Origin of the sequence: Plantibacter sp. CFBP 8775 (genome assembly GCF_014839505.1) — a bacterium.
Taxonomy (GTDB): Bacteria; Actinomycetota; Actinomycetes; order Actinomycetales; family Microbacteriaceae; genus Plantibacter; species Plantibacter auratus.
Window position 1 is genome coordinate 1686426 of record NZ_JACYNV010000001.1, and the last position, 15215, is coordinate 1701640.

General features: G+C 70.2%; 16 protein-coding genes and 1 tRNA gene. 14 read left to right on the top strand and 3 right to left on the bottom strand.

Annotated features, from left to right (window positions below; genetic code table 11):
* Nucleotides 1-80: 80 nt before the first annotated feature.
* Entirely contained in the window at nucleotides 81-1361 is a 1281-nt protein-coding gene (gene eno, locus IFR14_RS07995; RefSeq protein ID WP_085510462.1) for a phosphopyruvate hydratase, read from the top strand.
* Here eno and IFR14_RS08000 read toward each other — a convergent pair.
* Nucleotides 1351-1599 carry a hypothetical protein gene (locus IFR14_RS08000; protein WP_161578539.1) on the bottom strand — a complete coding sequence of 83 codons (249 nt, stop codon included), beginning with the start codon at nucleotides 1597-1599 and terminating at the stop codon, nucleotides 1351-1353. The two genes, eno and IFR14_RS08000, sit on opposite strands and share 11 nt — an antisense overlap.
* A gap of 163 nt (nucleotides 1600-1762) precedes the next feature.
* Between IFR14_RS08000 and IFR14_RS08005 the strand changes: the two genes are divergently transcribed.
* From IFR14_RS08005 to IFR14_RS08040, 8 genes are all read left to right on the top strand, one after another.
* The gene (locus IFR14_RS08005; protein WP_161578538.1) at nucleotides 1763-2212 is read left to right on the top strand and encodes a septum formation initiator family protein; all 450 of its coding nucleotides are present in this window, start codon (nucleotides 1763-1765) and stop codon (nucleotides 2210-2212) included.
* 38 nt (nucleotides 2213-2250) lie between these two features.
* Complete coding sequence (locus IFR14_RS08010; RefSeq protein ID WP_124768964.1) at nucleotides 2251-2772, top strand: DUF501 domain-containing protein; 522 nt, start codon at nucleotides 2251-2253, stop codon at nucleotides 2770-2772.
* Between the two features lie 101 nt (nucleotides 2773-2873).
* A complete protein-coding gene (locus tag IFR14_RS08015) occupies nucleotides 2874-4115 on the top strand; it encodes a S8 family serine peptidase (RefSeq protein WP_307783479.1) in 1242 nt (413 codons plus the stop codon).
* A 66-nt stretch (nucleotides 4116-4181) separates the two neighbouring features.
* Nucleotides 4182-5732 carry an FAD-dependent oxidoreductase gene (locus tag IFR14_RS08020; protein ID WP_191940750.1) on the top strand — a complete coding sequence of 517 codons (1551 nt, stop codon included), beginning with the start codon at nucleotides 4182-4184 and terminating at the stop codon, nucleotides 5730-5732.
* Between the two features lie 102 nt (nucleotides 5733-5834).
* A tRNA-Leu gene (locus IFR14_RS08025) sits at nucleotides 5835-5908 on the top strand.
* Nucleotides 5909-5944: 36 nt separating this feature from the next.
* Nucleotides 5945-6160 carry a histone-like nucleoid-structuring protein Lsr2 gene (locus IFR14_RS08030; protein ID WP_191940751.1) on the top strand — a complete coding sequence of 72 codons (216 nt, stop codon included), beginning with the start codon at nucleotides 5945-5947 and terminating at the stop codon, nucleotides 6158-6160.
* Between the two features lie 71 nt (nucleotides 6161-6231).
* On the top strand, nucleotides 6232-6486 hold the full coding sequence (locus IFR14_RS08035; RefSeq protein ID WP_191940752.1) for a hypothetical protein: 255 nt from the start codon (nucleotides 6232-6234) through the stop codon (nucleotides 6484-6486).
* A gap of 275 nt (nucleotides 6487-6761) precedes the next feature.
* Entirely contained in the window at nucleotides 6762-7073 is a 312-nt protein-coding gene (locus tag IFR14_RS08040; protein ID WP_064296463.1) for a rhodanese-like domain-containing protein, read from the top strand.
* A gap of 57 nt (nucleotides 7074-7130) precedes the next feature.
* Here IFR14_RS08040 and IFR14_RS08045 read toward each other — a convergent pair whose 3' ends face one another.
* Both IFR14_RS08045 and IFR14_RS08050 read right to left on the bottom strand, forming a co-directional pair.
* Nucleotides 7131-7568, bottom strand: coding sequence for a hypothetical protein (locus IFR14_RS08045; protein ID WP_191940753.1), 438 nt, complete (start codon nucleotides 7566-7568; stop codon nucleotides 7131-7133).
* 107 nt (nucleotides 7569-7675) lie between these two features.
* The gene (locus IFR14_RS08050) at nucleotides 7676-9862 is read right to left on the bottom strand and encodes a hypothetical protein (protein WP_191940754.1); all 2187 of its coding nucleotides are present in this window, start codon (nucleotides 9860-9862) and stop codon (nucleotides 7676-7678) included.
* Between the two features lie 206 nt (nucleotides 9863-10068).
* Here IFR14_RS08050 and IFR14_RS08055 point away from each other — a divergent pair, with 206 nt between their 5' ends.
* The 5 genes from IFR14_RS08055 (at nucleotide 10069) to IFR14_RS08075 (ending at nucleotide 15206) form a co-directional block, all read left to right on the top strand.
* Nucleotides 10069-10698, top strand: a complete 630-nt coding sequence (locus tag IFR14_RS08055) for a TetR/AcrR family transcriptional regulator (RefSeq protein WP_191940755.1) — start codon at nucleotides 10069-10071, stop codon at nucleotides 10696-10698.
* Entirely contained in the window at nucleotides 10695-11951 is a 1257-nt protein-coding gene (locus IFR14_RS08060; protein WP_191940756.1) for an MFS transporter, read from the top strand. The genes IFR14_RS08055 and IFR14_RS08060 overlap by 4 nt, the downstream gene beginning before the upstream one ends.
* Nucleotides 11951-13195: an alanine racemase gene (locus IFR14_RS08065; RefSeq protein ID WP_191940757.1), complete on the top strand. Its 1245-nt coding sequence runs from the start codon at nucleotides 11951-11953 to the stop codon at nucleotides 13193-13195. Before IFR14_RS08060 ends, IFR14_RS08065 begins: the two co-directional genes overlap by 1 nt.
* The gene (locus IFR14_RS08070; protein WP_191940758.1) at nucleotides 13195-14505 is read left to right on the top strand and encodes a D-arabinono-1,4-lactone oxidase; all 1311 of its coding nucleotides are present in this window, start codon (nucleotides 13195-13197) and stop codon (nucleotides 14503-14505) included. Before IFR14_RS08065 ends, IFR14_RS08070 begins: the two co-directional genes overlap by 1 nt.
* A gap of 134 nt (nucleotides 14506-14639) precedes the next feature.
* The gene (locus tag IFR14_RS08075; RefSeq protein ID WP_064296457.1) at nucleotides 14640-15206 is read left to right on the top strand and encodes a LemA family protein; all 567 of its coding nucleotides are present in this window, start codon (nucleotides 14640-14642) and stop codon (nucleotides 15204-15206) included.
* The last annotated feature ends 9 nt before the right edge of the window (nucleotides 15207-15215 follow it).

Genomic DNA, 15215 nt, shown 5'->3' on the forward strand with positions numbered 1-15215 from the left:
CGTTCAGCCGATGTCACTAGACTGAGCGCGGGCGGCCGTCGTACCCGTCCCACGTCCCAATCCCCACAAGGAGAACATCAGTGGCACTCATCGAGGCAGTAGGCGCTCGCGAAATTCTCGACTCCCGAGGCAACCCGACCGTCGAGGTCGAGGTGCTCCTGGAAGACGGCACGGTCAGCCGTGCAGCAGTCCCGTCCGGCGCATCGACCGGTGCGTTCGAAGCGTACGAGCTGCGTGACGGCGATGCCGCGCGTTACCTCGGCAAGGGTGTCGAGAAGGCGGTCGACGCCGTCCTCGACGAGATCGGCCCGGCACTCGAGGGCATCGAGGCGGACGACCAGCGCCTCGTCGACCACACCATGATCGAGCTCGACGGCACCGAGAACAAGAGCCGCCTGGGCGCGAACGCGATCCTCGGTGCGAGCCTCGCGGTCGCCCGTGCCGCTGCGGACTCCGCAGACCTGTCGCTCTACCGCTACGTCGGCGGCGCCAACGCCCACGTCCTCCCGGTCCCGATGATGAACATCATCAACGGTGGCTCGCACGCCGACACCGGCGTCGACATCCAGGAGTTCATGATCCTCCCGATCGGCGCTCCGAGCTTCCGTGAGGCGCTCCGCTGGGGCACCGAGACGTACCACACGCTCAAGGGCCTGCTGAAGTCGAAGGGCTTCGCGACCGGCCTCGGCGACGAGGGTGGCTTCGCCCCCGACTTCGAGCACAACCGTGCGGCCCTCGACTTCATCGTCGAGGCCATCGAGAAGGCCGGTTTCACGGTCGGCACCGACATCGCGCTCGGCCTCGACGTCGCCTCCAGCGAGTTCTACAAGGAGGGCGCGTACCAGTTCGAGGGCAAGGCGCTCAACAGCACCGAGATGACCGCGTACTACGCCGACCTCGTCGCGAACTACCCGCTCATCACCATCGAGGACCCGCTGGCCGAGGACGACTGGGCAGGCTACGCCCACCTCACCCCCGAGCTGGGCTCCAAGGTCCAGATCGTCGGCGACGACCTGTTCGTCACGAACCCGAAGCGTCTCGCCGACGGCATCGCCAAGGGTGCGGCGAACTCGCTGCTCGTCAAGGTCAACCAGATCGGGACGCTCACCGAGACGCTCGACGCGGTCTCCCTCGCGCAGCGCTCCGGCTACACGACGATCCTGTCGCACCGCTCCGGCGAGACCGAGGACACCACGATCGCCGACCTCGCGGTCGCCACGAACGCGGGCCAGATCAAGACCGGTGCGCCTGCGCGCAGCGAGCGGGTCGCGAAGTACAATCAGTTGCTGAGGATCGAAGAGGAGCTGGGCCAGGCAGCCGTCTACGCCGGCCGCAGCGCCTTCCCCCGGTTCACCGCCTAAGCATCGTCACCTGAAGGCTCTCAGGGGTGCCGATCGGCACCCCTGAGAGCCTTCGTCGTGTGCGGGAGGCGCCTGTGAAGAAGCCATCGATGCCGGCCGGCGGCGAGTCGAAGCCCACGCCGTCCGGCAGCGGAGCAGCGTCCTCCTCGTCCTCCGGCTCGTCGAAGCAACGACCGACGTCGAAGCCCCGATCGAGCTCCGCGGATGCCTCCTCCAAGCGCGCCTCCTCGTCGTCCAAGCGCCCGACTGGAGCCACCGCGAAGCCCGCGCGCTCCGCAGGCACAGCCCCGCGGTCGACGACGAAGGCACCGCGATCCGCGTCGGCCGGTTCCTCGGCACCGCGCTCGCGGACCGGCTCGACACGGACCGCCTCGGCACGCCAGTCGGACGCCGGCGGCTGGTTGCGGAGTCTGCGACTGTCCGGGTTCAGCGTCCTGCTCCTCGGGATCCTCGTGCTCGGGGTCGTCGTCCTGGCGCCGAACCTCAAGACCTTCCTCGAGCAGCGGCAGCAGATCGCCGCGCTGGAGGCCGGTGTCGCCGACACCCAGAAAAAGGTGGACGCGCAGCAGGCCGAACGCGAGCGCTGGAACGACCAGAGCTACGTCATGACGCAGGCACGCGACCGCCTGTTCTACGCCCTGCCCGGCGAGGTCAGCTACATCATCATCAACGACGTCGACCCGGCCTCGTTGCCCACCACCGAGACACCCGTGAGCGACACGCTCGTCGACTCGCAGTCCGACTGGCTCGACGGTCTGCTGTCCTCGCTCGTCGCCACCGGCTACTCGCCGGCCCCCGTCGCGACCGACACCCCCGTTCCCACGCAGACGACGCCTCCCGCCGGCGGCTGACGTCCGGACACAGTGGTGAACCCGGCGATAATGGAACCATGAGCACCCCTCCCTTCGGCCCCGTCTCCGAGCGCGACGTCGAGATCGTGTCGGCGCAACTGGGACGCCCGGCCCGAAACGTCGTCGGCATCGCGGCGCGCTGTGTCTGCGGCGCCCCGACGGTCGTTTCCACCGCTCCTCGCCTGGCCGACGGCACGCCGTTCCCCACGTTCTACTACCTGACCCACCCGGCCGCCACGGCCGCGGTCTCCTCGCTCGAGGCGACCCAAGTGATGAACGAGTACAACGAGCTCCTGGCCGAGGACGAAGCGGTCCGCGCCGACTACGCCACCGCACACACGGCCTACCTCGCCGACCGCACCTCCATCGCCGAGGTCGCCGAGATCGACGGGATCTCCGCCGGAGGTATGCCGGTGCGGGTCAAGTGCCTCCACGCGCTCGTCGGCCACGCCCTCGCGGCTGGTCCGGGCGTCAACCCCATCGGCGACCTCGCGCTCGACCGCGCGAGCTGGAGCCCCGAGGTGTGCGCATGCGCGGACGGCCAGGCGGGGCAGGGATAGGCCCCGCACGCGACGGGGGTCGCCTGTGGGGGAGTGACGGTCCGCGACGCGGAGACCGTCGTCGTCCGCACGGCCTCCGAGGTGCGCTGTCGGCGCTGTCCGTGGTGCTCCTGGCGTTCCTGCTCGTGGGGACGCAGGCGCTCCCGGCGTCGGCGGACACGGTGCGCGACATGCAGTACTGGCTCGGCGACTACGGCTTCACGACGGCGTGGGAGACGACGAAAGGCGCCGGTGTCACCGTCGCCGTGATCGACACCGGCATCGCGAGCGGTCCTGCGGAGTTGACCGGTGCGGTCGCGGGTGGCGTCGACGTCTCCGGGCTCGGGAGTCCCGACGGCCGGACACCGGTGGGCTCCGAGGGGAGCGAGCACGGGACGTTGGTCGCCTCGATGATCGCCGGACGTGGTCGCACGGGCGGTGCCGGGGTCATCGGTGTGGCGCCAGAAGCGCGCCTGCTCTCCGTCTCGGTCGGGTTCGGCTCCGACGGGTCGGCCGTCGTCCCCTGGGACGATCAGATCGCGACCGCCGTCCGGTGGGCGGTGGACAACGGCGCCGACGTCATCAACATGTCGCTGACGCGCAACAGCCTCGACTGGCCGACGAGCTGGGACGACGCCTTCCTCTACGCCTTCTCGCACGACGTCGTCGTGGTAGCCGCAGCGGGTAACCGGGGGAGCGGGACGGTCGAGGTCGGTGCTCCGGCGACGATCCCGGGTGTGCTGACCGTCGCCGGTGTCGACCGCGCGGGGTCGGCGAGCTTCGACGCCTCGAGCCAGGGCATCACGATCGCCGTCGCTGCGCCGAGCGAGCAACTCGTCGGGGTGACGCCCGCCGGGTCCTACGTGCAGTGGCAGGGGACGAGCGGGGCGGCGCCGATCGTCTCCGGACTCGTGGCCCTCGTCCGCTCCGCCTGGCCGGAGCTCAGCGCCGCCGACGCCATCAAGCGCGTGACGGCAACGGCGAAGCAGGTGGGCGACTCCGCGCAGAGCCCCATTTACGGTGCAGGACTCATCGACGCCGCGAAGGCGGTCAGCGGTTCCGTCGGTCCGGCGGCGACCTCGCCGGAGCAGCAGCTGTCCGACTGGATCACGCTCTACCGACGGGCACCGCAGGTCCCCGATCCCGATCCGGGTGCCGAGCAGCCGTCGCCGACACCGGAGCCGGTACCCCCGGCGATCCCGGAGAACGAGGCCGTCGAGGTGCGCGCGAACCCGTTCCTCCCGACGCCGAGCACCCTGCTCTACGGCTCGCTGCCACTGGCGCTCCTCCTCGGAACTGGTAGCCTGGTCACGCTCGGTGTCATAGGCGCTACCAGGCATTTCAAGCGGGTGCTGCAGAAGTAGTACTCTGTTCCGATATTCTCAGACACTCATCTGAACCAATCGTCTTGACGTAGGAGATCGTTCGCCGTGCCCAAAATTCTGATCGTCGGTGGTGGTTACGCCGGGTTCTACACCGCATGGAAGCTCGAGAAGCAGCTTCGTCGTGGTGAGGCCGAAGTCACCATGGTCGACCCGCTGCCCTACATGACCTACCAGCCCTTCCTGCCGGAGGTCGCCGCCGGTTCCATCGAGCCGCGTCACGCGGTCGTCTCGCCGCGTCGCCACCTGAAGCACACCAACGTGATCACCGCCAAGGTCACGGGCATCAACCACGCCGAGAAGAAGGCGACCATCACGCCCGAGGTCGGTGAGCCCTGGGAGGTCGACTACGACATCATCGTCGTCACCGCCGGAGCCGTCTCCCGCACCTTCCCGATCCCCGGTGTCGCCGACACCGCGATCGGTCTCAAGACCATCGAAGAGGCTGTCGCGATCCGCGACCGCGTGCTCTCCAACTTCGACAAGGCCGCGAACCTGCCGGCCGGGCCTGAGCGCGACCGCCTGCTGACCTTCACGGTCGTCGGTGGCGGCTTCGCCGGTATCGAGGTCTTCGCCGAGCTGCGTTCGTTCGCGAGCTCGCTGCTGAAGTTCTACCCGCAGCTCTCCTTCGAGGACACGCACTTCCACCTCATCGAGGCCATGGGTCGCATCATGCCCGAGGTCAAGATCGAGACGAGCCACTGGGTCCTCAAGAACCTGGCCGAGCGCGGCGCGCTCGTGCACCTCGACACCCAGCTGCAGTCGGCGGTCGACGGCAAGATCGAGCTCTCGACCGGTGAGTCGTTCGAGTCCGACCTCATCGTCTGGACCGCCGGTGTCATGGCGAACCCGGGCGTCGTCCGCGGTGGCGACCTCCCCGTCGAGGAGCGCGGTCGCATCAAGACCCGCGCCGACCTCCGCGTCGGTACCGACGACGACATCGTCGAGGGTGCTTGGGCAGCCGGCGACGTCTCCGCCGTCCCCGACCTCAGCGGTGGTGGCGTCGGTGGCTTCTGCGTGCCGAACGCTCAGCACGCCGTCCGTCAGGGCAAGCTGCTCGCGAAGAACATCACCGCGGTCCTCCGTGGCGAGGAGCCGAAGAACTACTTCCACAAGAACATGGGTGCGGTCGCCGGTCTCGGCATCGGCGTCGGTGTCTTCCAGTCCGGCAACCTCGCGATCAAGGGCCTCCCGGCCTGGTTCGCGCACCGTGGCTACCACGGGCTGGCCATGCCGAGCTTCGAGCGCAAGTTCCGCGTGTTCGGTGGCTGGTGGAACAACTTCTGGCTGGGACGCGACATCGTCTCCCTGTCGGCCGTGCAGACGCCGCGTGAGGCCTTCGAGACCTTCGCGTCTCGCCCGAAGCCCCCGGCGGACGCTGCGGCCCCCGCAGCAGCTCCGGCGGCTCCCGCAGCCGCTGAGAAGCCCGTTCGCAAGGCTCCCGTGAAGCGCAAGCCGAAGGCCGCCCCGGCCGAGGCCGCCGCGCCCGCCGCCGAGGCGCCTGCCGCCGAGGCTCCTGCCGGCACCGGAGCCCCGACCGGTGCCGACGACGAGCAGGCCTACGCGACGCCTGCTGAGGAAGTCAGCGCGAACAAGTAGTCCGGTCCGGAGCCCAGCTCCGTTCCTCGAGAGGCGCATGTCATCCGGTCCGCCGGGGCATGCGCCTCTCGGCGTTCGGCGCCTCGATACGATGAGGTGCACGCCCCCGTAGCCCAATTGGCAGAGGCAGGCGACTTAAAATCGCCGCAGTGTGGGTTCGAACCCCACCGGGGGTACGACGCGTACCGCCTCCCGCATGGAAGGATGGACGCATGGCTACCCGCACGATCACGACGCTCGTCGACGACCTCGACGGTTCCGACATCCCCCGCGGGCTGGGGGAGACGGTCCGGTTCGGTATCGACGGCGAGAACTACGAGATCGACCTGACCGACGACAACGCGGCGGCACTGCGCGAGACGCTGGCGTCGTACATCGAGGCCGCACGACCCGTCATCGCGTCGGCGTCGATCCGCCGCCTGCACTGAGCGGTCTGCACGTTCGCCTCGATCCTGCAAGGGTCCCTGCCGGGCGTGGCAGCGCGACTAGCGTGCTCAGCATGAGTACTCCGAGCGACCACGACCGCGCAGTGAACGACGACGAGCAGACGAGCAAGGACCGCACGTACAGCCCCTCCAGTGAGGCGGAGACTGCGGCCAAGCAGGACGACGGGCAGCCCGTCGTCCGCGATCCCGACATCGCCTCCGGCATGATCAACGTCGCCCCCGGCACCGGCGGTCCGGACGACACGGGCGACGTCGACGTGGACCCGGGTGAGCTCCACATCCCTCGCGACCCCGACAGCGCGCACTGAGACAACGATGCCTCGGGCGTTGACCCCTGAACGGGGTGCACAAAACCGACGACGCGGACGCGACACGGCGGTGTTGCGTCACGCAAGGTGCCTCGAGTCCGCTACCTTCGAGGTGGGGGCGTCACCCGTGAGCCGGTCCCGGAAGCCGCAAGCTTCTTGGTCGACCGGTTGCTAGACGCCTCAAGTGAGGGCGAGGTATTCGGGTTACCTCGCCCTCACGCTTGCCCGCCGCATCTTCCGGCCCGGCGGCACGTCCTCGACGGTAGGCTGAAACGATGCAGGAGATCACCCCCACCGAACTGAGCAAGCTCGAGCAGGCCGTCATCATCGACGTCCGCGAAGCCGACGAGGTCGCCGTCGCCAGCGTGCCCGGTGCCCGACACCTGCCGATGTCATCCTTCCTCGACCACCTCGACGAGGTGCCCCGCGAAGAGACCGTGTACGTCATGTGCCATTCCGGCGGCCGCAGTGCCCGCGTCACGGGTTACCTCGAACAGCAGGGCTACGACGCCGTGAACGTCACCGGGGGCATCTCCGAGTGGGCCGCCAGCGGCCTGCCGGTCGAGCGTCCCGCCGACGCCGGCTGAGTCGTCCCCGACGATCGGATCGCGATCGTCGCGACCCCTGCCGCCCGGGCGATCGGATCAGCGCCGCTTGCGTCTTGCGATCTCGTCCGCGAGCTGCTGCACCAGCGCGGGGTCCGCGTCGCGCGCGAGGGCGACGTAGTGGTCCATGACGTCCGGGCGGTAGCGCACGGGCAACGTCTGTCCGGGGGCGAGTCGAGTGAGCTCCGTGATCGTGAAGTTCTCGTCGGCGATCCCGCGGAATGAGCGGCCGTCGGCGGTCTCCACGTCGAGCATCAGGACCAGGCGTGGATTGTTGTTGACCTCCCGCCAGTCGACGAGGACACCGAGCGCCAGCGTCCCCGTACGCAGTTCGGCGTTCCGCTTGCGAGCATCTCCGCTGAGGACCGGATTCGGGGCGACGCCGGGGAAGGCGGGCCCGACGCCCAGTGCTTCCCGACTCAGGTCAGGCCTGAGCTGCGCCATGAGATCGTCGAGCTTCTTCTTCGAACCGAACATCCCGAACCCTCCCGCACCTCGGCACCGGGTTCTCGACCCGGTGTGTGGCCTTCACCGCGATTGTAGGGCAGGGCCGTTCCCAACCGCCGTCGCCGGAGGAGTGTGGCCTAGCGTGCCTCGATGAGCGGCCGGAGGTGACGGTTCCAGGCCCACGTCCCAGCGCCGACCGCCGCGAAGGCGAGCGACCCCAGCAGGAGTCCGACGAGCGTTTCACCCGCGCCCGGAACCGTCGCCGTCGGGCCCAGGAGCCCGAACAGCAGCGTGAAGCCCACGAATGCGCTGCCGAGCCACACCGGCCTCGACCAGGCGAGCATGGCGCGTCCACCGAGCGGCCCGAGGGGGAGGAGCGCGATCGACGCGGATCCGATCCCCGCGATCGCGGTCAGGTTCACGGCCTCGACGAGCATCGCGCCTGCACCGCCGCTCGGCTCGCCGGCCAGCGCCGACACGAGCCAGGCGATCGAACCGAGCCCGGCGGCCGCAGCGATCCGGGCCAGCGCGAGGCGGCCCGCGATGCGCGGCGTGATGGCATCGGAATCGGTCTCCACCGAGGCTGTCGAGCCGACTTCATGCGTTTCGGGTCTCCGGGTCGGCCGGAGTTCGGTCAGCAGCGCGAAGAGCAGAGCCGGCTGCAGAGCCAGGAGGCGTGAGAGCGCGGTGACGATGCCGACCGTCACCAGTCCGCCGACACGGACGCTGACGCTCATCGAGCCCAGCCCGGCTCGACGGGCGACGACGAGCTGCGCGAGCAGGCCCACGACGTTGATCGCGACCACGGCGACGAGCGAGGCGAACCACAGTCGGAGATACGCCGGCTGACCGCTCACGGGGTGCGCGAACATCAGGATGCCTGCCGCGAGCACGGCGGTGATGACGGCCAGCGCTGTGCGACTCGGGAGCGGGACCGACGGGACCCGCTCGAACTCGTCCCTCGGTCGGTTTCGCCCGGTGACCGCTGCACGACGACGGTCGGCGATCGTGGCGCGCCAGGGGGCGATGGAGGTCGCGAGGAGTCGGGCCGGGATCGCGATGAGCGCCACCGCCGCGAGGGCGAGGAGGGCGGCGAGCCACCAGACCGGCTGGCCGCGGCCGTCGATCGTGGAGGCGAGGGTCTGCGTGAACGGTGTCGTCCCCGACCAGAGCCCGCCACCGCCGCTGGGCGGGGCGGCGCCGGGCACCGGTTCGCCGCTGGGCGACGGGGTCGGCTGCTGCGTCCCCGGAGCGGGTGCCCCGGGCGCGGGCGCGGGCTCGGTGCCGTCGGACGGCGATGGGGAGGCGGACGGTGCCGGCGTGGCGGGCGTGGCCGATGCGTCGCCGAACGTCAGGGTGATCGCCCTACTCGCCCCGCTCGTGTTGCCCGCGGCATCCTGCTGGATCGCGAGGACCACGTGCGCACCCGCCGGCACGCCCCCGCCTGAGCAACTCCAGGCGCCACCGGTGACGACCGCCGTGCAGACCGATGTCGAGTCGGCGAAGACCGTGACGGTCGCGCCCTCCTCGCCGGTGCCGGCGTAGCTCGCCGCCGAGATCGGCATCGCCTGTCCGGCCGTCGGTGAGGACATCTCGGGCGGAGCCGGAGCGTCGCGGTCGATGGTGAGCACGATCGGAGCGGACGCGTCGGAGCGCTGATTGCCGCTGAACGACGCCTGCTGCGTCGCCGTCACGGAGAGGTCGCCGGTCGGCAGCGGCTCGCCCAGCACGCAGAACCAACTTCCGGAGCTGTCCGCCGCGAAACTGCAGGTGGCACCGGAGTCGGCGCGGACGGTCACCGTCGCCCCGGGGTAGGCGGTGCCGCGGACGCCGCCGTTGCTCGGCGTCCCCTCGGTGATGGTGGGCGGGCCGAGCGCGGACACGGAGATCTGTGCGGAGAGCGTCTCCGGCCCGCCGACCTCCACGGCGGTGATGAGCAGTCCGCCGCCGTCGGGCAGGTCGATCGTGCAGGACCAGTCGGTGCTGTCGTCCTGCGGCAGGATGCAGACCGGCTCGAGACCGTCGCCGACCTGCAGCTGGACGCCCGTGCCGGCGTCCTTCGTCCCGGTGACCGTGGTGCTGCCGCTGCCGATGAAGGAACCGGAGCCGGGACTCGTGATGGTCGGACCGTCGAGTGGCGGTGGGGTCGGCGTTGCAGCGCTCTCGCTCGGGGTGGGGAGCGGCTCGGGCGTCGCTGATGCAGGACCCGCGACGGTCGTCGTCCAGAGTCCGGCCGAGAGGAAGACAGCGAGGAGGATCGCGACGCGTCCGATCGAGCGATTCGATCGGACTCCTGTTCCTGCGCGCGCGTGTTCCCCGGTCACCGTCTCCATTCCCCCAAGATCACCGCGGGAAGTCAACCTCCCGCGCCAGATCGGGTCACATTCCCGGCCGATCCGCACGGGAAAACCATCGCGACAGGTGCGCTCGGGCCAGCGGTCCGCCATACTGGCGCGACTGGGTCATCCGTCCCAGTCGAGTCGACCGCGATGGAGCGGCACGACCCGCAGGCGCCCCGGGAAGGGTTGCGATGCCGAGGATCTCCGTTGTCGACCGACGAGCCGAGCTGATCAGCGCCGCCCTCCGCGTCGTCGCAGCCGAGGGCGTCGCCGCCGCCACGACCAGGGCCATCGTGGCCGAGGCCGGGATGTCGCTCGCCAGCTTCCACTACGCCTTCGCCTCCCGCGACGAGCTCCTCGCCGAACTGGTCGCACACGTCGTCGAGCATGAACGCGTCGTCCTCGACATCGGCGAGCTGCTGACGGACGAGGACACCGGTCAGGAGCATCCGCCCACCCTGGAGGCCGTCGTCCGTGCCGGCCTCGAACGCTACGTCGACCTCCTCCGCGCCGATCCGGATCGGGAGGCGGCGATGCAGGAGCTCAGCGCCTACGCGATGCGGACGCCGGGCCTCGAACACCTCGCGCTCGAGCAGTACCGACGGTACGAGGAGCTCGCGTGTGAGGCGCTCGCGCTCGCAGCCACGGTCAGCGGCAGCACCTGGACGCAGCCCGTCGACGAGATCGCGCGGACCGTCATCGCCTTCACCGACGGCCTGACACTCGGCTGGCTGGTGCGACGCGACGATGCCGAAGCCCGGCGACTCGTCGGGACGGTGGCGCACCTCGTCGCAACCCTCGCCGAACCGGGGTCGAGATGAGCGGCCTCGGCACCGCAGCCGTCGACCACCCGGCCGACCGACGCGTCACCGGGCGCTGGGTCGCCGCCTTCGCGGTCGCCTGGCTGGGCGTCTGGATGGCCCAGCTCGCCCCGCTGCAGCTCCTCCTGCCCGCGCAGATCGACGCGACGCTCGCTCCCGAGCACTGGGTGGACAGCGTCGTCGCCTTCGGAGTCGTCGCCGGGGCGGCCGGACTCTGCTCCATCGTCGTGTATCCGCTGACGGGCGCCCTGTCCGACCGCACACGGTCGCGATTCGGGAGACGCCGCCCGTGGATCGCGGGTGGTGCGCTCGTCTTCGCCCTGGGGCTCGTCCTCCTCGGACTCCAGACCGGCATCGTCGGCATCGGCGTCTGCTGGTGCCTCGCCATCATCGGCTTCTGCATCCTCGGAGCGGCGCTCACCGCGACCATCTCCGATCAGGTGCCCGTGGGGCAGCGCGGCTTCGTCTCGGGGTGGATCTCCGCTCCGCAGGCCGTCGGGGTCATCCTCGGCATCGCCCTCCTGCTCCTGCTCGGCACCCAGATGGTCGTGGGGTACCTGGCACTCGCCGTCCTCCTGATCGTGCTCGTCGTGCCCTTCCTCCGGCTGCCCGATCCACTCCCGACGGGCGAGCGCCCCGCGCCACTCACCGTGCACGCGCTCCTGGAGAGCCTCTGGATCTCACCGCGACGGCACCCCGACTTCGCCTGGACCATGCTCAGCCGCGTCCTCGTGAACCTCGGCAACGCCTTCAGCACCTCGTTGCTGTTCTACTTCCTGCTCTTCGGGCTGGGGGACGCCGACGCCGAGACCGACCTCCTGCTGGTCACGGTCGTCTACACGGTGTTCGTCGTCGGGTCCTCGATCCTGCTCGGCCGACTGTCCGACCGCATCGGCCGACGACGCGTCTTCGTCGTCGCGGCCTCCGCCTCACAGGCGCTCGCCGCACTCCTGCTCGCGATCTGGCCCTCGCTGCCGATGGGGTTCGTCTCGGCGGCGCTCATCGGGCTCGGCTACGGCTGTTTCATGTCGGTCGACCAGGCGCTCGCGACACAGGTCCTGCCGGACCCGGCGTCGCACGGCAAGGACCTCGGCATCATGAACATCGCCCAGGCGGTGCCGCAGGCGGTCGCTCCGCTCATCGGCGCCTGCCTCGTCGCCTGGCTCGGCGGATTCGCCGGCCTCTACCTCGTCTCCGCGGCCTGCGCCGTCGCAGGGGCGGTCGCTGTCACCCGAGTACGAGGAGTGCGCTGATGAGCATCGAACTGACCGCCGGCGGCCGGGTGTCCGACCCGATGCCCTGGCTCGACCCGAGACGGTACTGGGGCGGCATCGAGCGGGCCGTCTCGGACGTCGACTCGCCCGTCGCCGTCCTGCATCTCGCGGCGCTCCGCCACAACACGCACGACATGCTCCGACGGGCCGCGGGGAAACCGATCCGCGTCGCCAGCAAGTCCATCCGCGTCCGAGCGGTGATCGACGCGCTCCTCAGACAACCCGGGTACGCCGGCGTGCTGGCCTACTCCCTGTCCGAGGCGCTCTGGTTGTCCGAGACGGTGGACGACATCGTGGTCGGCTACCCGACGGCGGAGCGGGGCGCCATCGCGCGGCTGGCCGCCGACGAACGGGCGGCCTCGCGGATCACCCTCATGATCGACTCCCTCGACCACCTCGACCTCGTCGACGCAGTGACGCCACCGGAGCGACGCGCACGCATGCGCGTGTGCATCGAGCTCGACGCCTCCTTCCGTGCGCCCGCCCTCGGCCACGTCGGTGTGCGCCGCTCTCCGCTGCGCACGCCGGACGAGGTCCGGGCTCTCGCGGAGGCGGTCGTCGCCCGACCCGGCTTCAGCCTGGTCGGGATCATGGCCTATGAAGCGCAGATCGCCGGGCAGGGGGACGACCTCGCGGGTCGACCGGCGTGGTCGGCTGCGCTCCGCGCGATCCAGCGACGCTCGTGGGCCGAACTCCGGGAACGTCGTGCCGCCGTGGTCGCGGAGGTCCGAGCGGTCGCGGAGCTGGAGTTCGTCAACGGCGGCGGGACGGGATCCCTCGAGCTCACCGCGTCCGACGACTCGGTGACCGAGATCGCCGCGGGGAGCGGCGTCTTCGGCGGACACCTCTTCGACCACTACCGGGCGTTCACGCCGGCACCGGCCGCGGCGTTCGGTCTGTCGGTCGTCCGGAAGCCGTCGCCGGAGCTCGCGACGATCCTCGGCGGCGGATGGGTCGCCTCCGGTCCGCCAGGGCTCGACCGCCTCCCGCTCATCGCGTGGCCGGAGGGCCTCGAGATGCTCCCGCGGGAGATGGCCGGCGAGGTGCAGACGCCGGTCTCCGGGGTTGCTGCGGCGTCGCTCCGTCTCGGTGACCGCGTCTGGTTGCGGCACACGAAGTCCGGGGAGCTCAGCGAACGAGTGGACGCCTTCCACGTGGTCGGGGACGACGGGGTGGAAGCCGTCCTACCGACGTACCGCGGCGAAGGGCAGGGGTTCGTCTGATGGGGAAGACGACAGCGTGGACGAACTGGGCGCGGACCGAGCGGGCGTGGCCCGTGCGGGTCGAGCGACCCGACTCGGTCGGCGCGGTGCAGCGCCTCGTGCGTGCCGCAGCGGGGGCGGGCCTCCCGATCAAGGCGGTCGGAGCCGGACACAGCTTCACCGGGATCGCCGTCGCGCCCGGTGTGCTGCTCGAGCTCGACGCCCTGAGCGGCCTGGTCCGGGTCGATCGGGAACGTAACCGCGTGACCCTCCGCGCCGGCACGCGCCTCCACGACATCCCCCGTCTCCTCGAACCGTTCGGTCTCGCCATGCCGAACCTCGGTGACATCGACCGGCAGTCCGTCGCCGGCGCGATCTCCACCGGAACGCACGGGACCGGGTCGGCGTTCGGCGGCATCGCGACGCAGGTCGTCGGGGTGACGATGGTGACCGCGGACGGCGAGCTGCTGACGTCGGACGCCGAGCAGGAGCCAGAGCTCCTCCCGGCGCTGGCGCTCGGGCTCGGAGCGCTCGGGATCCTCGTCGAGGTCACGCTGCAGTGCGTCCCGGCGTTCGTGCTGCACGCGGTGGAGCGGCCGGAGCCGCTCGACGAGCTGCTGCCCGAGCTGCTCGACCGGGCCGCCGCCGTCGACCACTTCGAGTTCTACTGGTTCCCGCACACCACGACCGCCCTGACCAAGACGAACCACCGGCTGCCGGGTGACGCGCCCACCAGGCCACTCCGCCCGGTCGCGAAGTGGGTCGACGACACGCTCCTCGCCAACGGGGTCTACCGGGTCCTCTGCAACACGGGCGTCGTCGCGCCGGCCATCGTCCCGCGCGTGAACCGGCTCGCGGACCGCCTCGTCGGCGACCGCGAGTTCACCGATCGGTCGACGCGCGTGTTCACCACGAGCCGCACGGTGCGGTTCGTGGAGATGGAGTACGCGGTGCCGCTCGAGCACCTCCCGACCGCGTTCGCCCGGATCCGCGCGCTCATCGAGGAGCGAGGGTGGCGGATCTCCTTCCCAATCGAGGTCCGGGTCGCAGCGGCCGACGAGCTGTGGCTCTCCACGGCATCAGGACGAGCGACCGGATACGTCGCCGTGCACCGCTTCTTCCGTGAGGACCCGGGGGAGTACTTCCGCGCCGTCGAGGCGATCATGATCGAGTTAGGCGGCCGGCCCCACTGGGGCAAACTGCACGGCCGTGACGCGTCGTCCCTGCGTGGCGTCTATCCTAGTTTCGACGAATTCGTCCGCCTCCGCGACCGTCTCGACCCCGGCCGCCTGTTCGGGAACCGGTACCTCGCACGTGTCCTCGGCGAATGACGGCCCGCCGGGAGTCCGGTGCGTCCGCGCTGCGCGCCTGCTGCGTGCTTCCTCCGAACTCCCCAAGGGCACCGGCAGGTCGCAGGTAGAATGAGTAGACCCGCTCTCCATCGACTCACAAGGAGCCCATCCTCATGGAATGGCTGATCCCAGTCCTCATCGTCGTCGCCCTGGTCGTCATCGTCGGCATCTACTTCTGGGTGACGTACAACTCGCTCGTGACGCTGAACGTGCGGGTCGAGGAAGCGTGGAGCGACATCACCGTCCAGCTGAAGCGGCGCGCCGACCTCATCCCGAACCTCATCGAGGCGGTCAAGGGGTACGCGGCGCACGAGAAGGCCGTGTTCGAGAACGTGACGAAGGCTCGTGCCGAGACGCTCACCGCACAGGGGCCGGCGGCCGTGAGCGAGGCCGAGACCCACATGCAGCAGGCGCTGAAGAGCATCTTCGCCGTCGCGGAGGCCTACCCGCAGCTCCAGGCGAGCCAGAACTTCCTCCAGCTCCAGTCCGAGATCGTCGACACCGAGGACAAGATCCAGGCCTCGCGCCGCTTCTACAACGGCGGTGTCCGCGAGCTGAACACCAAGGTCAAGGTGTTCCCGAACAACCTGTTCGCCAAGGGCCTCGGGTTCTCGGAGCACGACTTCTTCGAGGTCACCGACAACGCGGCGATCGCCGAACCGCCGCGCGTCCAGTTCTGACGTGCGGTA

Excerpts from the sequence above, each read along its gene's own strand:
- IFR14_RS08045 (WP_191940753.1), bottom strand. The coding sequence starts at position 7,568 with ATGTTCGGTTCGAAGAAGAAGCTCGACGATCTCATGGCGCAGCTCAGG.
- IFR14_RS08070 (WP_191940758.1), top strand. The coding sequence starts at position 13,195 with ATGGGGAAGACGACAGCGTGGACGAACTGGGCGCGGACCGAGCGGGCG.
- IFR14_RS08060 (WP_191940756.1), top strand. The coding sequence starts at position 10,695 with ATGAGCGGCCTCGGCACCGCAGCCGTCGACCACCCGGCCGACCGACGC.
- IFR14_RS08035 (WP_191940752.1), top strand. The coding sequence starts at position 6,232 with ATGAGTACTCCGAGCGACCACGACCGCGCAGTGAACGACGACGAGCAG.
- IFR14_RS08065 (WP_191940757.1), top strand. The coding sequence starts at position 11,951 with ATGAGCATCGAACTGACCGCCGGCGGCCGGGTGTCCGACCCGATGCCC.
- IFR14_RS08075 (WP_064296457.1), top strand. The coding sequence starts at position 14,640 with ATGGAATGGCTGATCCCAGTCCTCATCGTCGTCGCCCTGGTCGTCATC.
- IFR14_RS08010 (WP_124768964.1), top strand. The coding sequence starts at position 2,251 with ATGAGCACCCCTCCCTTCGGCCCCGTCTCCGAGCGCGACGTCGAGATC.
- IFR14_RS08030 (WP_191940751.1), top strand. The coding sequence starts at position 5,945 with ATGGCTACCCGCACGATCACGACGCTCGTCGACGACCTCGACGGTTCC.
- IFR14_RS08055 (WP_191940755.1), top strand. The coding sequence starts at position 10,069 with ATGCCGAGGATCTCCGTTGTCGACCGACGAGCCGAGCTGATCAGCGCC.
- IFR14_RS08040 (WP_064296463.1), top strand. The coding sequence starts at position 6,762 with ATGCAGGAGATCACCCCCACCGAACTGAGCAAGCTCGAGCAGGCCGTC.